This is a genomic window from Gluconobacter sp. DsW_056, from assembly GCF_002153595.1.
GTDB classification, from domain to species: Bacteria; Pseudomonadota; Alphaproteobacteria; order Acetobacterales; family Acetobacteraceae; genus Gluconobacter; species Gluconobacter albidus.
This window is the reverse complement of the sequence record NZ_JOPF01000010.1, coordinates 78,652-91,020: the sequence shown is the minus strand read 5'-3', so window position 1 is coordinate 91,020 and position 12,369 is coordinate 78,652. Positions and strand designations below refer to the sequence as shown.

The 12,369-nt window shown below is 63.2% G+C and carries 11 protein-coding genes; 2 read left to right on the top strand and 9 right to left on the bottom strand.

Annotated elements, in window-relative coordinates; genetic code table 11:
* Positions 1 to 34: 34 nt before the first annotated feature.
* From mdoH to HK22_RS10045, 7 genes are all read right to left on the bottom strand, one after another.
* Positions 35 to 2,221, bottom strand: coding sequence for a glucans biosynthesis glucosyltransferase MdoH (gene mdoH, locus HK22_RS10075; protein WP_086649177.1), 2,187 nt, complete (start codon positions 2,219 to 2,221; stop codon positions 35 to 37).
* A complete protein-coding gene (locus tag HK22_RS10070) occupies positions 2,197 to 3,777 on the bottom strand; it encodes a glucan biosynthesis protein (protein ID WP_062108052.1) in 1,581 nt (526 codons plus the stop codon). Before HK22_RS10070 ends, mdoH begins: the two co-directional genes overlap by 25 nt.
* Positions 3,778 to 3,939: 162 nt before the next feature.
* Positions 3,940 to 4,605 carry a dethiobiotin synthase gene (gene bioD / locus HK22_RS10065; protein WP_086649176.1) on the bottom strand — a complete coding sequence of 222 codons (666 nt, stop codon included), beginning with the start codon at positions 4,603 to 4,605 and terminating at the stop codon, positions 3,940 to 3,942.
* Positions 4,602 to 5,402 (bottom strand): methyltransferase domain-containing protein, encoded by an 801-nt coding sequence (locus tag HK22_RS10060; RefSeq protein ID WP_086649175.1) that lies wholly within the window; start codon positions 5,400 to 5,402, stop codon positions 4,602 to 4,604. Before HK22_RS10060 ends, bioD begins: the two co-directional genes overlap by 4 nt.
* Entirely contained in the window at positions 5,389 to 6,015 is a 627-nt protein-coding gene (locus tag HK22_RS10055; RefSeq protein ID WP_086649174.1) for a biotin synthase, read from the bottom strand. Before HK22_RS10055 ends, HK22_RS10060 begins: the two co-directional genes overlap by 14 nt.
* The gene (locus HK22_RS10050) at positions 6,012 to 7,190 is read right to left on the bottom strand and encodes an 8-amino-7-oxononanoate synthase (protein ID WP_086649173.1); all 1,179 of its coding nucleotides are present in this window, start codon (positions 7,188 to 7,190) and stop codon (positions 6,012 to 6,014) included. Before HK22_RS10050 ends, HK22_RS10055 begins: the two co-directional genes overlap by 4 nt.
* Complete coding sequence (locus HK22_RS10045; RefSeq protein ID WP_086649172.1) at positions 7,187 to 8,464, bottom strand: adenosylmethionine--8-amino-7-oxononanoate transaminase; 1,278 nt, start codon at positions 8,462 to 8,464, stop codon at positions 7,187 to 7,189. Before HK22_RS10045 ends, HK22_RS10050 begins: the two co-directional genes overlap by 4 nt.
* Before the next feature lie 250 nt (positions 8,465 to 8,714).
* Between HK22_RS10045 and HK22_RS10040 the strand changes: the two genes are divergently transcribed.
* Positions 8,715 to 8,921, top strand: coding sequence for a hypothetical protein (locus HK22_RS10040; protein WP_062027824.1), 207 nt, complete (start codon positions 8,715 to 8,717; stop codon positions 8,919 to 8,921).
* Positions 8,922 to 8,940: 19 nt separating this feature from the next.
* Here HK22_RS10040 and HK22_RS10035 read toward each other — a convergent pair whose 3' ends face one another.
* Together HK22_RS10035 and HK22_RS10030 are read right to left on the bottom strand one after the other, a co-directional pair.
* Positions 8,941 to 10,395 carry a YdiU family protein gene (locus HK22_RS10035; RefSeq protein WP_086649171.1) on the bottom strand — a complete coding sequence of 485 codons (1,455 nt, stop codon included), beginning with the start codon at positions 10,393 to 10,395 and terminating at the stop codon, positions 8,941 to 8,943.
* A gap of 79 nt (positions 10,396 to 10,474) precedes the next feature.
* Positions 10,475 to 11,392, bottom strand: a complete 918-nt coding sequence (locus HK22_RS10030; protein WP_086649170.1) for a LysR family transcriptional regulator — start codon at positions 11,390 to 11,392, stop codon at positions 10,475 to 10,477.
* A gap of 120 nt (positions 11,393 to 11,512) precedes the next feature.
* Between HK22_RS10030 and HK22_RS10025 the strand changes: the two genes are divergently transcribed.
* Positions 11,513 to 12,286: an SDR family oxidoreductase gene (locus tag HK22_RS10025; protein WP_086649169.1), complete on the top strand. Its 774-nt coding sequence runs from the start codon at positions 11,513 to 11,515 to the stop codon at positions 12,284 to 12,286.
* Positions 12,287 to 12,369: the final 83 nt, after the last annotated feature.

Genomic DNA, 12,369 nt, shown 5'->3' with positions numbered 1-12,369 from the left:
GGGGCGTTTTTTGTGTTGTGACGTCCTGCAGGGTTCAGGCCGCGAGCTTTTCCATGAGTTCCAGACCTTCGGCGCTTCCCAGAACTGCGGCCTTTTCCTGACGGGAGAGGCGCTCCAAGGCGATCTGGAGCGACGGAGCTTCCCGCAGCTTGAGCAGACCCACCAGCAGATGAGCGTCAATCGGACTGCCGGGGCTGCGGGGCGGGGGCAGGGCGCCTTCATGGGCGTTGAGAAGGGTCGCGTTCTGCCGGAGGGCGGCAAAGGCTTCTTCCGGCGGCGCATCGGGGGCGTGGGCTGCGCGTTCACGCGCGGCGTCGTTTGCGGCGGCGAGCTGAAGGATCGGCGGAGGGGCGGTTTCCTCCTCAATCAACAGAAGCCCGGCACGACGCAGGCCCAGCCCGACGTCCCGGCTCGCCGTCAGCGCGGCCAGCGGGATGGCGAGCACCAGTCCGAGCAGCACTGGCGTCATCCACAGGAACAGCGCCTGCGAGACAGACCATGCCGCAACGGCCAGAAGCAGGCCGAACACGGTGTAGATCCAGTAGCCGTGCGCGACGTCCTTCAGCGAAACCCGGCCATCGTCGCGGTTCTGAGCATTCCATCCCGAGTCCCGGCCCAGCAGGATCGAAATGACGCCAGACGTCTGGATCAGCATGGCAATCGGGGCGATCAGGCCACCGATCAGGGTTTCCAGCACGATGGAGACCGCGAGCCGGAAGACGCCGCCCGAACCTTTCAGGGCCGCCCGATCGAACATCATGGCAATGAACGCCAGAGCCTTCGGTGCCAGCAGGATGCCCATCGTCCCGATGAAAACGAGCTTGGCCTGCACGGGATCGACGCGCGGCCAGTGCGGATAGAGCGTCGGTTTCGAGCCGAAATATTCGGGGTGGTAGAAATGGGACTGGAGCGAAATCAGGATGCCGAACAGCAGGAACAGCAGCCAGAGCGGGGACATGATGTAGGAGCCGATCCCCGTCAGCATGTGAACGCGGCTGACCCAGTGCATGCCCTTCGTGCCGAGGATCTTGCTGTGCTGCAGATTGCCCTGACACCAGCGGCGGTCGCGGATGGCGACGTCCGTGAGTGATGGCGGGCTTTCTTCATAGGAGCCGAACAGTCCCGGCACCATGTGAATGGCCCAGCCGCCACGGCGCATGAGCGCGGCTTCCACGAAGTCATGGCTCAGGATATGCCCCCCGAATGGCGGGCGGCCCTTCAGATGCGGCAGTCCGGCCTGTTCGGCGAAGGCCTGCGTGCGGATGACGGCGTTATGGCCCCAGTAATTGCCTTCCGAGCCATGCCACCAGGCAATGCCATGCGCGATCAGAGGCCCGTAGACGCGGCCAGCAAACTGCTGCATCCGGGCAAAAAGCGTGCGGCCACCGACGATGACGGGGAGCGTCTGGATCAGGCCCACGCCGTCATGCTGTTCCATGGCCGCGGTGATCCGGACGATCAGACTGCCATCCATCACGCTGTCTGCATCGAGCGTGAGCATCTGCTGGTAGGAAGCGCCAAACCGCGTCACCCAGTCGCCCAGATTGCCGGCCTTGCGGTCCGTATTCTTGTGACGCCGGCGATAGAAGACGCGCTTTTCGCCGTTCGTGGCTTTGCGAAATTCAAGGAAGGCGCGCTCTTCCTGTACCCAGACGTCCGGGTTGGTCGTATCGGACAGGATGAAGAAATCGAAAGCGTCGATCTGTCCCGTCGCCAGAATGCTGTCATGGATGGCGCGCAGACCCGCGAGAACGCGCGCCGGGTCCTCGTTGTAGGTCGGCATCAGGACGGCCGTACGGTTTTTCAGTTCCGGCAGTGGTCCTGTCCGGTGGATGCCAAGCCCAAGACCGCCCCGCCGGATCAGCGAGAGGAAGCCGCCGAGGCAGGACATGAAAGACAGGGCGATCCAGAAGGCGAGGATGGCGAACAGGATCAGGATAACGACACCGAGCGCCGAGACGCCCAATGAGTTGAAAACCTGATTGATCCTGTAAATTCCGTAGCCTGTCAGCAGCATTGCGCCACCAAAGACGAACAGACGGCGTGCCCACAGGAACGATGGCGTCGTCGGCAGCGGATCGAAGGAGCGGCCATGACGGTCCGGCTGCTGCTGAAGGTTCTGCGGCTTCATCGCCAGCGGCGCTTCAGGCGGCAGGAACGGAGCAGCTTCCGGGGCAGGGGCAGAAGACAATTCGGTCACGGCGTCCAACGATACATCCATTTTTCTGAAACCGGACCCTGATCATTGGCGAGCTGGGCCTGAAGTTCGCATGTCTTCGCATCACCCGGCACGAATTCGAAGGTCGCGCGCCAGCCCTGGATTTCCGGATTCGGTTCGACGACCACATTGCGGATCGTGCCGGGGGTGGCCTGCGAGATCAGATGGAAATTCGTGCCCTGCGGGACGTTCTGGAAGGGCGCGCCCGTAAAGTCGATCGCGAAGAAGCGGGCGTCCGGATGGTCGGTTACGCTCCCGATCCGCGTTGCTGCCACGCGCGCCATCTGTGTTGGCCAGGGCGCGTCCCAGCCCCAGTACATCCGGTAGATGTAGCTGTATTCCTGACCGCCCTTCATGGGCTGTTTGGGGCGCCAGAACGAGACGATGTTGTCGTTGACCTCGTTGGGGGTGGGGATCTCCACCAGATCGACGGCGCCGTCGCCCCAGTTGCCGATCGGTTCGATCCAGAGCGAAGGGCGTTTCTGGTAGTTGAGCGCCAGATCCTCGTAGTCGTGGAACGAGCGCTTGCGCTGCATCAGGCCGAAACCATGCGGGCTGCTGTCCGCGAAGGCCGAGAACTGGAGGTCGGTCGGGTTGATGAGGGGGCGATAGAGCTGCTGACCCGCGCCCGTCCAGATCTGGAGGGCTTCGCTGTCATGCGCGGCCGGGCGCCAGTCATCGACATGATTGCGTTCGTTCGCGTCGAAATAGAACATGCCGGTCAGCGGTGCGATGCCGGCCTCCGTGATGTCCTGCCGTGGGAACAGCGAGGATTGGACGTCGAAGACGGTCGTATCGCCGGGGCGGATGGTAAAGCGGAACGCGCCTGCCAGAGAGGGACTGTCGAGCAGCGCGTGAATGACGATGGACTCCACGCCCGGTTCCGGTTTCTCGATCCAGAATTCCCGGAACAGGGCGAATTCCTCGCCTTTGGGATTGCCGGTGCCGTTCGCGAAAGCGCGGGCTGACAGACCGTAATTCTGGCCCTTGGCCACCGCCCGGAAATACGATGCGCCGAGGAAAACCGCGCATTCTTCCATCATGCCCGCCGTGTTGATGGCGTAGCGCAGACGCAGGCCGGAGAAGCCGAGATCGTCCGTGACGCGCAGAACGGGGTTCCCATAGGTGAAGAGGTCGGGATCGTAGGGAATGGGCGTGGACTGCCCACCGGTGACCTCGTTCATGCCGATCCGCGGCTTGTAGAGGAAGCCACGCGGGAAGAACTCCACGTCGAACGCCAGATTCTGGCCGTGCCACAGGGCCTTGTCTGGATTGAAGGCAATGCTGCGGAACTGGTCGAAATCCATGTTCGCAATGGCACTGGGGAGGGTCTGTGACGGCGGGGAATAAGGCTTTTTCGACAGGCGCTGCGCCAGAAGCCGAACCGTTCCGTCATCAAACGGCGTCGCCTGCGGGGCAGGGGTGCCAGCGGGTTTGGTGCCGGCCTGAGGAGCTGTGGCCAGAGGAGCAGTGGACTGGGCATGGGCCATACGGGAGGCTGTTCCCAGAAGGGTCAGTCCGGTCCCAAGCTTGACCAGATCACGGCGCAGGATACTCATACTTTTCCCAATATCCCAGTTTCTGTCGGCATCTCCGAAACGAAGCCCGATGTTCCAGCGATACGCCGGAAGCCTTGCGTTGCGAAGAGTCCTTCTATGACGAAGATGCTATTTCACAAGGGCTGACGCGGCCTTTTTATGGCATGCGTCCGAGATGACACATTATTGTGAAATCTGTTGCTGCAAGACATCAAGTAACGGAACGTGACCGGATAATCCGGATATGACTGTTTCCGTTATCGCGTCAAGCTGCGGAACCCGGAACAGGATATGCGTTTTGCCAAAGCGTGCGATATCGCGTTCATTGCCCGGATTGGGCGGCCCAACCGGAACTACTCCCAGAACCGGAAGACCGCGACGGCGCAGGGCTTCAAGGCTCAGAAGGGTATGGTTGATCGTCCCCAGCCCGCTGCGCGTGACCAGAACGACCGGCAGATCCAGACGTCCGATCAGGTCCACGATCATCATGTCCTCACGCACCGGCACCATCAGCCCGCCCGCGCCTTCCACGACAAGCGGCCCCGATACCTGAGGCAGGACGAGCCGTCCCGGATTGACCGTCATGTTTTCCAGATCGCCTGCCGCCAGCGGAGCGAGCGGGGCCTGAAACGCGTAGGCGGGCGGGATGATGCGGGACGGAGGCAGACCGGCCAGCTCCCGCACGGTCGGCGTATCGCCGTCCTCGTCCGCAAGTCCGGTCTGGAGCGGTTTCCAGTAAGTGGCGTTCCAGGCGCGGCACAGAATGGCGCTGACGAGAGTCTTGCCGATGCCGGTATCCGTTCCCGTGACGAAGACGCCACGCTGCCAGTTCGTCGAGATGTCCCTCATGGCTCTGTTCTTTCCGTCTTTACAAACGTCCCGATGCCGATCCGGTAGGTCACGCCGGAACTCGTGCGATCAAAATGACGCATGGCCCTGCGCAGGGCTGCGATGCTGGCCGGCGTGCTGTCCTGGCGGGGCAGGGACGCCCCGATCTGCCGCAGACCCCGCAGGAACGCCCGCGCGCTGCCGACAGGATCGTGCAGGGTCAGCACCTCCCATGTCCCCACACCGCTGCCGGGCCATTCCGCTTCCACGGTCGGGACGGACGGATAGTCCGGCACGCCGCAGGGCGCGCCTTCCGCCAGACAGGCCTGTTTCCATTCGTCCAGACTGCCTTGCAGGAGGGTCGCGACCATCAGCCGCCCCTGTGGCGCGAGCAGGTCGCAGAGCCGGCGTAACCCCTCGGCCCTGTTGGAAAACCATTGCAGACACAGGCTGGAGGCGATCAGGTCGAACCGTCCCGAAACGTCAGGATGTTCGGCGTCCATGACGTGAAAACGGATGGATTTTTCAGCAAGGTGCTGCCTGGCCCGTGCGATCATGCCGGGGGCCAGATCGCTCGCCAGCAGGGAGGCCTGCGGGAAATGGTCGGCAAGCCGGGCTGTCAGGAAGCCTGTGCCGCAGCCGAATTCCAGAATGGAGGCAGGGGTCTGCTCCGCCGTTGCCGTCTGGATGCGCTCCATCAGAGCGGTGACGCAGCGGCGCTGGATATATGCGGCGGCGTCATAGCCCTCGGCTGCATCGAAGCGCGCGGCGATGCTGTTGCGGCGCAGGGCGGCGTCGGGAACGTCAGGGCGCGTCATCGAGCCTCCGTCGCACGAAGTCCGCGCAGAGTCCGGGATGGGTGAGGGGCAGGAGATGCCCGCCTGCGACCCGTTCTCCCGGTGAGGTAAACCCGGCCTGCGAGGCTCCGAATGGATCGTCCGTGCCCGTCATCCAGTGCAGCCTGTTTCCCCAGTCGGCTGCCCGCGTTTGATGGTCCTGATGCTGAAGCGCCTCCAACCCCCGGTCCAGCGCGTCCACATCCGGCGCACCGGGGAGGGGCGCCTCTGTTCCGCAAAGGGCCCGAAAATCGTGCAATACGGCGACCGGATCGCGTTTCAGGCGTGCGCGCATCCGCGTCAGAACCCGTTCGGGTGTGCCGTTGGGGAAATCGGCGGCGGCGGTGAAACGCGGAAAACCGTTGAAAAACACCAGCCCCTCACATCCCGGCAGATCCTGCCCCAGCAGCGCCAGCGATCCGGCGGAATGACCGATCGCCAGATACGGCATGTCGGGCAGGGCAGGGCGATCTTCAGAGGCGAAATAACCGCAATCCACGACCTGCGCGTTCACGTCCGGCAGATGCGCCAGCAGTGGTGCCCAGAAGGACATATCGAAGCCCCAGCCGTGAACGAGATAGAGCGCGCGTGTCATGCAACGTCTCTTGTCAGAGCGATGACGGCCTGTCCGAGGCGGTCGATCGCGGCATCCTCCAGTCCGGCATGGAGCGCCAGCCGCAGTCTTGCGGTTCCCGCGGGGACCGTCGGCGGGCGGATGGCCACGGTCAGGAACCCGGCTTCCTCAAGTCGGGCGGCGACTGTCATGGCGCGTTCGGACTCCCCGATCAGCACGGGCACGATCTGGGTCGTGGAGTCCGCCGTGGACAGTCCAGCGCCGTGCAGCATGGTCCGGAGCCGCTCTGCCTGTCCGAGCAGCCGGGCGCGTTCTGCGTCCAGACCGGGTATCACATCCAGCGCCGCATCAATCGCGCCCAGAACCGCAGGGGGCAGGGCCGTGCTGTAGATGAAGCCCGAGGCATGGTTCGCCAGATAGTCGCAGAGCGGTTTCGAGCCCGCGATATAGGCGCCCATCCCGCCCAGCGCCTTGCTGCATGTGCCCATCGTCAGATCGGCCATCCCACAGGACAGGCCGCGACCTTTCGGTCCCAGAACGCCGGTCGCATGGGCCTCGTCAATATAAAGAAACGCGCCCGCCTGGTCCGCCAGTGCCCGCAGCGCCGGAACGTCTGCCCGGTCTCCGTCCATGGAGAACACGCTCTCCGTCACGATCATCCGCAGGCCGGGTTTTTCGGCCTCGCGGGCCAGCAGGCTTTCCAGATGGGACAGGTCGTTATGCCGGAAGCGGATCTGCCGCACGCCCGCCGCCGCGCAGCCATGATGCAGGCTGGCATGGTTCAGGCGGTCCGAAAACACCAGCGCCGACGCGCCTGTTCGGGCGACGGAGAGCGCACACAGAGCGGGCATGACGGACGCATTGGCCTGCCAGCCCGACGCAAACAGGATCGCGTCCTCACAGCCCTTGAAGGCTGCCATTTTCGTCTCGACCTGCCGGTGCAGGTCCAGCGTTCCGCTGACCAGCCGGGAGGCGCGCGCGCCTGTCCCGAAGCGCAGCGCCCAGTCCGCTGCCCGTTCACGCAGCAGGGGGTGATCCGCCAGCCCGAGATAGTCGTTGGACGACACATCCAGCATCCGCCGCCCGCCGCGGACGATCATGCCGTCCTGCCGGACCACCGGGCGCAGGGTCCGGCGTGTTCCGGCGGCGTCGCGTTCGCTCAGGGCGGCTGTGAAATGGTTGTCGAACAGGCTCATGCGGCCTCCCGCAACACGTCCACGATGGCTGTCGTCAGGCGTGTGACTTCTTCGGGTGTGATCGTAAAAGCGGGCGTCAGATAGACGATGTTGCGGAAGGGCCGGATCCAGACGCCACGTTCCACAAAGGCACGGCGCAAGGCGTCGGGATCGTCCAGCGTTTCAAGCTCCACCACGCCGATTGCGCCGAGGACACGCACGTCCTTCACGCCGGGCAGCGTTCGACAGGGCTCCAGTTCCCGCGCAAGCTGGGCCGAGATCGCCGCCACCTGCTCCAGTCTCGGCTCGGACTCGAACAGGTCCAGCGAGGCGTTGGCGACCGCGCAGGCCAGTGGATTGGCCATGAAGGTCGGCCCGTGCATCAGGGCGTGCCCGGCGCTGTCGGACAGGAACGCCTCGAAGACATGCCGCCGGGCTACGGTGGCCGCCAGCGCCATGGTGCCGCCCGTCAGAGCCTTCGAAAGGGCTACGATATCCGGCACGATCCCGGCCTGTTCGCAGGCGAACATTGTCCCTGTGCGGCCGAAGCCGGTGAAGATTTCATCGAGGATCAGCAGGATGCCATGCCTGTCGCATAGGTCGCGCAGACGTTGCAGAACCTCCAGGTCATGGAACAGCATCCCGCCTGCGCCCTGAACCAGCGGCTCCGTGACCATCGCTGCGATGCTGTCGCCGCGTTCCGCCAGCAGGGCTTCAAGCCGCACCAGACTGTCCGCATCCACGGGCAGATCGGCCAGAACCTGTTCAGGCAAGACGCCGGCGAACAGGCTGTGCATGCCTTCCTCGGGGTCGCAGATGGACATCATGCCCAGCGTGTCCCCGTGATACCCGCCCCGGAAAGACAGGATCTTTGTCCGGCCCGTGGTTCCGCGGTTGATGTGGTACTGTACGGCCATCTTGATCGCGACTTCCATCGCGACCGATCCGGAATCGGTGAAGAACACGCGCTCCAGATCCCCCGGAAGCATCGCCGCCAGCCGCGCAGCCAGACGGATCGCCGGTTCGTGCACCATCCCGCCGAACATCACATGGGGCATCTGCCCGGCCTGACGGACCAGTGCTTCATGGATGTGCGGGTGGCTATAGCCGTGACATGCCGTCCACCAGGCGGCCACGCCGTCCACAAGCTCGCGACCGTCCGCGAGCGTGATCCGGCTGCCGGAGGTGCGGACGGCTTTCACAGGGAAAGGGGCTGTCTGCATCTGGGTGTAGGGCAGCCACAGATGGGGCAGGTCAGCGGCAGTGTGGGAAGCGGAAGGAGCTTTGCGAGACATGGTTTGCGTTTTCCCGCATGGCCGGGGGTGAGTCCATCCCCCGCGCCCTGTGGGGCCTTGGGGAAGTGGCAGGATCGTTCCGCAGACGGCACGCCGTATCATAAAAAGGTCACGTTCCATTAAGCAACGATGTGGCATGAGCCCCGTTAGTGACGCGTTCCGGATCGGTGGAGCCCAGAAGCCGGGCCCGTGTGGAACGTGGAAACATTCTGTGCTCCCGACGCGGGAGCCATGACGAGGTTGAAGACCAATGCTGAGTTCCAAGGTCATTCATGTTGATGGCGTCTTTCTGGGAACGGCCATCATGTGTGGAAGCCTGAACACCCTGCGGTTTTATGCGACGCATGAAAGCGTGCGCGCGCTGCACAATGCCTGCATGCCGGATTTTGGCGCGCTTTATGCCCAGGTCAAAAGCCTGTTCAACCGCAGTCGACTGCTGACGCCCCAGCCCGCCTGATCTGTCGTTCTGTGGCGCATCAGGTGCCACAGAAGGTGTTTTTTACCTGCTCATGAGCTGCCGGTGGCGTCTCAAACCCGTCCGTCCCGTCTTTGAAGGGATGTGACAGCGCTTCGGTCAGACGATGGAACGGCGCAAAATCGCCCGCCACGGCTGAGCGGATCATCTCCTCGATCCGGTGATTGCGCGGAATGATGCGCGGATTCGTGGCCTGCATGTCGGCATGGCAGGCCTCTGCGGAGCGCTCTTCCCGATCCAGCCGCGCCTGCCAGTCCCTGATCCACTCTTCAATCTTCGAGCCCGGCCCGAACAGCGACACGATGTCCTCAGTCCGTCCGCTTCGTACGGCGTCCCCAAGTCTGCGGAATGTGCGCGTGAAATCCGCCTCTCCGCGATGCATGGCCGTCAACAGTCGCCCCGCCAGCCGGGCATCCCCGTCTTCTTCCAAAGCCAGCCCCAGCTTTCTGCGCCAGCCGCTGAGATAGGTTTCGTTGAAGACGCCATCAAAGCGCATCAGCACGCTTTTGGCCTGTTCAACAGCCCTTTCATGGTTGGAGTCCAATAGCGGCAACAGTGTCTCCGCCAGCCGTCCGAGGTTCCACAGGGCCATGTCGGGCTGGTTTCCGTAGGCATAACGACCGTTCTGGTCGATGAAGCTGAAAACCTTTGCCGGATCATAGGCATCGAGGAAGGCGCAGGGGCCGAAATCAATGGTTTCGCCCGCGATGGACATGTTGTCCGTGTTCATGACGCCATGAATGAACCCGACCAGCATCCACCGCGCCACCAGGTCCGCCTGACGTGCCGTGACGGCGTCCAGCAGCGCCAGATAGGGATTTTCGGCCTCCGACAACTCCGGATACAGACGCCCGATGACGTGATCCGCGAGGATGCGAACGCTCCGTGTGTCTCCCTGTGCCGCAAAATACTGGAACGTTCCGACCCGCACATGGCTGGACGCGATCCGCACGATGACGCCGCCGGGCTGCATCGTCTCGCGCATCACGCTTTCGCCCGTTGTCAGGGCGGCCAGCGCGCGCGTGGTCGGAATGCCGAGCGCGTGCATGGCCTCGCTCACCACATATTCCCGCAGGACCGGCCCCAGAGCCGCCCGTCCGTCCCCGCGTCGTGAAAACGGCGTCGGCCCGGAGCCTTTGAGATGGATGTCCCGAAGTTGTTGCGCGCGATCTGTGACTTCCCCGACCAGCATCGCCCGTCCGTCCCCGAGGCTTGGGACGAAATGCCCGAACTGATGCCCCGCATAGGCCATTGCGACCGGAGGCGCGCCATCGGGGCGGCTTCCCTGACCCAGAAACGCCAGTCCCGCCGGGCTGCGGAGCCAGTCCGGGTCCAGCCCCAGTTCCCGCGCCAGAGGCTCGTTCAGGGCCACGATCTGCGGATTGCGGAGCGGCGCCGGCGTGAGGGGAGTGGAAAACTGTTCGGGCAGGGACGCATAGATGCGGGAGAGCTGCATCGGAGATCCAATCAGGACTGGAAAAGTCTGTCTTTAGATGGCCCAGGCAGGATGAAAAGGAAAGACCCGTCCTCCGGATTCAGCCCGGGAAGTCATCCGGAAAGCAGTGCTGCTCCAGAAGCCCCGTCAGCCAGTCCGTAAAGACCTCGAGCCTGCGGGAAAGATGTTTCCTGTGAGGGAAAAGCAGCGTCATCGGCAGCGGCGCGGCCCGCCATTGCGGCAGGACGTCCACGAGTTCTCCACGGCGGAGATGGGGGAGGACGTCATAGGCCGGAAGCTGTGCGAGGCCGAGCCCGGCCAGACAGCAGGCAACCGCCCCTTCCGCGCTGTTCACCGTCACACGCCCCTGAACCGCGCGGCTTTCTTCCCGCCCGTCCTGCTCCCATTCCCAGGCCTCGATCCGCCCGGTGGAAGGGGAGGCATAGAGAACGGCCTGATGGGCCGACAGGTCATCCGGCGTCCGGGGAATGCCGAAGCGCTCCAGATAGGACGGGCTTGCGACGTTGAAAACCGGCAGAAGGCCGAGCCTGCGTCCGATCAGACTCGAATCCTGCAAGGGGCCGACCCGGAGCACGCAATCCGTTCCGTCTTCGGCCAGATTGATGCTGCGATCCGTCATTCCGAGCTCAATATCCAGCCCAGGATACTGCTCCAGAAATGCGGGCAGGGCGGAGGCGACCACCAGCCGCCCGATCCGGCTGGGCAGGTTGACCCGCACATGGCCGCGGGTCTGCGAGCTGTGGAGGCGGAACTGGTTTTCGGCCTCTTCGAAATCGCCCAGAAGCCGCAGCGCCGTCTGCTGAAACATCTGCCCGTCATCGGTGAGGCGGACCGAGCGTGTCGTGCGGGCCAGCAATTGCGTGCCGAGCCGGTTTTCCAGCTCCTGAATGGCTGTCGAGACTGTGGAGCGGGGCATCTGGAGCGTATCGGACGCATGCGTGAAGCTGCCGCTTTCCGCAACCCGGATGAAAATGCGGAGCAGGTCGATCCGGTCCATGATTGCTCCCGTGTTTTGTTCGAAAATTCTGACAGATGATATCAGAATTTCAGACTTTTTCGGGATTTACCGACAAATCATAGTCCCTGTCATCATCCATCATCGCGAGGACATCCTCTCATGGCCGATCACAGCATCAAGGGAAAAACCGCTCTCATCACGGGGGGCGCCAAAAATCTCGGCAGGCTGATTGCTCTGGACCTTGCCGCTCAGGGCGCGGCCGCCATCTCCATTCATTACAACAGCGCCGCCACGAAAGCGGATGCGGACGCAACGGTGGCGGCGCTCACTGAACGGGGTGTTCAGGCACGAGCGTTTCAGGCCGATCTGACGACCGCTGGGGCGAATTCCAGACTGTTCGAAGAGGTCGTCACAGCCTTTGGAAGGCCGGATATTGCGATCAACACGGCCGGAAAAGTCCTCAAGAAGCCAATCCTCGAGACATCCGAGGAAGAATATGACGAGATGTTCGCGGTCAATGCGAAGGCAGCCTATTTTTTCATCAAGGAAGCCGGACGTCATCTGAACGACAACGGCAAGCTGCTCACGATCGTCACGTCCCTGCTGGGCGCCTACACGCCGTTCTATTCAACCTATGCAGGCTCCAAGGCTGCCGTCGAGCATGTGACGCGCGCGGCGTCGAAGGAGTTCGGAAGCCGGGGTATTTCGGTCAATGCCATTGGGCCGGGCCCGATGGACACGCCGTTCTTTTATGGTCAGGAAGCGCCGGAAGCAGTGGCCTATCACAAGAGCGCAGCAGCCCTCTCGTCGCTGAGCCGCACGGGTCTGACTGATATTGAAGACATTGTTCCGATCGTCCGTTGCCTGGTGTCGGACGGCTGGTGGATGACCGGACAGACTATCCTGGTCAATGGTGGCTATACGACGAAGTAATGGGTTTTCGGCATTGCGGGTACAGGAAAAACACGCCTGCAAGACTGGACTGTTCCTGAAGCTGTTAATGAGTTTTTGATCCT

What these genes read in the sequence shown, in the direction of transcription:
- HK22_RS10060 (WP_086649175.1), bottom strand. Translation starts at nt 5,402, where the DNA reads ATGACGCGCCCTGACGTTCCCGACGCCGCCCTGCGCCGCAACAGCATC.
- HK22_RS10050 (WP_086649173.1), bottom strand. Translation starts at nt 7,190, where the DNA reads ATGAGCCTGTTCGACAACCATTTCACAGCCGCCCTGAGCGAACGCGAC.
- bioD (WP_086649176.1), bottom strand. Translation starts at nt 4,605, where the DNA reads ATGAGGGACATCTCGACGAACTGGCAGCGTGGCGTCTTCGTCACGGGA.
- HK22_RS10030 (WP_086649170.1), bottom strand. Translation starts at nt 11,392, where the DNA reads ATGGACCGGATCGACCTGCTCCGCATTTTCATCCGGGTTGCGGAAAGC.
- HK22_RS10070 (WP_062108052.1), bottom strand. Translation starts at nt 3,777, where the DNA reads ATGAGTATCCTGCGCCGTGATCTGGTCAAGCTTGGGACCGGACTGACC.
- HK22_RS10035 (WP_086649171.1), bottom strand. Translation starts at nt 10,395, where the DNA reads ATGCAGCTCTCCCGCATCTATGCGTCCCTGCCCGAACAGTTTTCCACT.
- HK22_RS10025 (WP_086649169.1), top strand. Translation starts at nt 11,513, where the DNA reads ATGGCCGATCACAGCATCAAGGGAAAAACCGCTCTCATCACGGGGGGC.
- HK22_RS10040 (WP_062027824.1), top strand. Translation starts at nt 8,715, where the DNA reads ATGCTGAGTTCCAAGGTCATTCATGTTGATGGCGTCTTTCTGGGAACG.
- HK22_RS10045 (WP_086649172.1), bottom strand. Translation starts at nt 8,464, where the DNA reads ATGTCTCGCAAAGCTCCTTCCGCTTCCCACACTGCCGCTGACCTGCCC.
- mdoH (WP_086649177.1), bottom strand. Translation starts at nt 2,221, where the DNA reads ATGGATGTATCGTTGGACGCCGTGACCGAATTGTCTTCTGCCCCTGCC.
- HK22_RS10055 (WP_086649174.1), bottom strand. Translation starts at nt 6,015, where the DNA reads ATGACACGCGCGCTCTATCTCGTTCACGGCTGGGGCTTCGATATGTCC.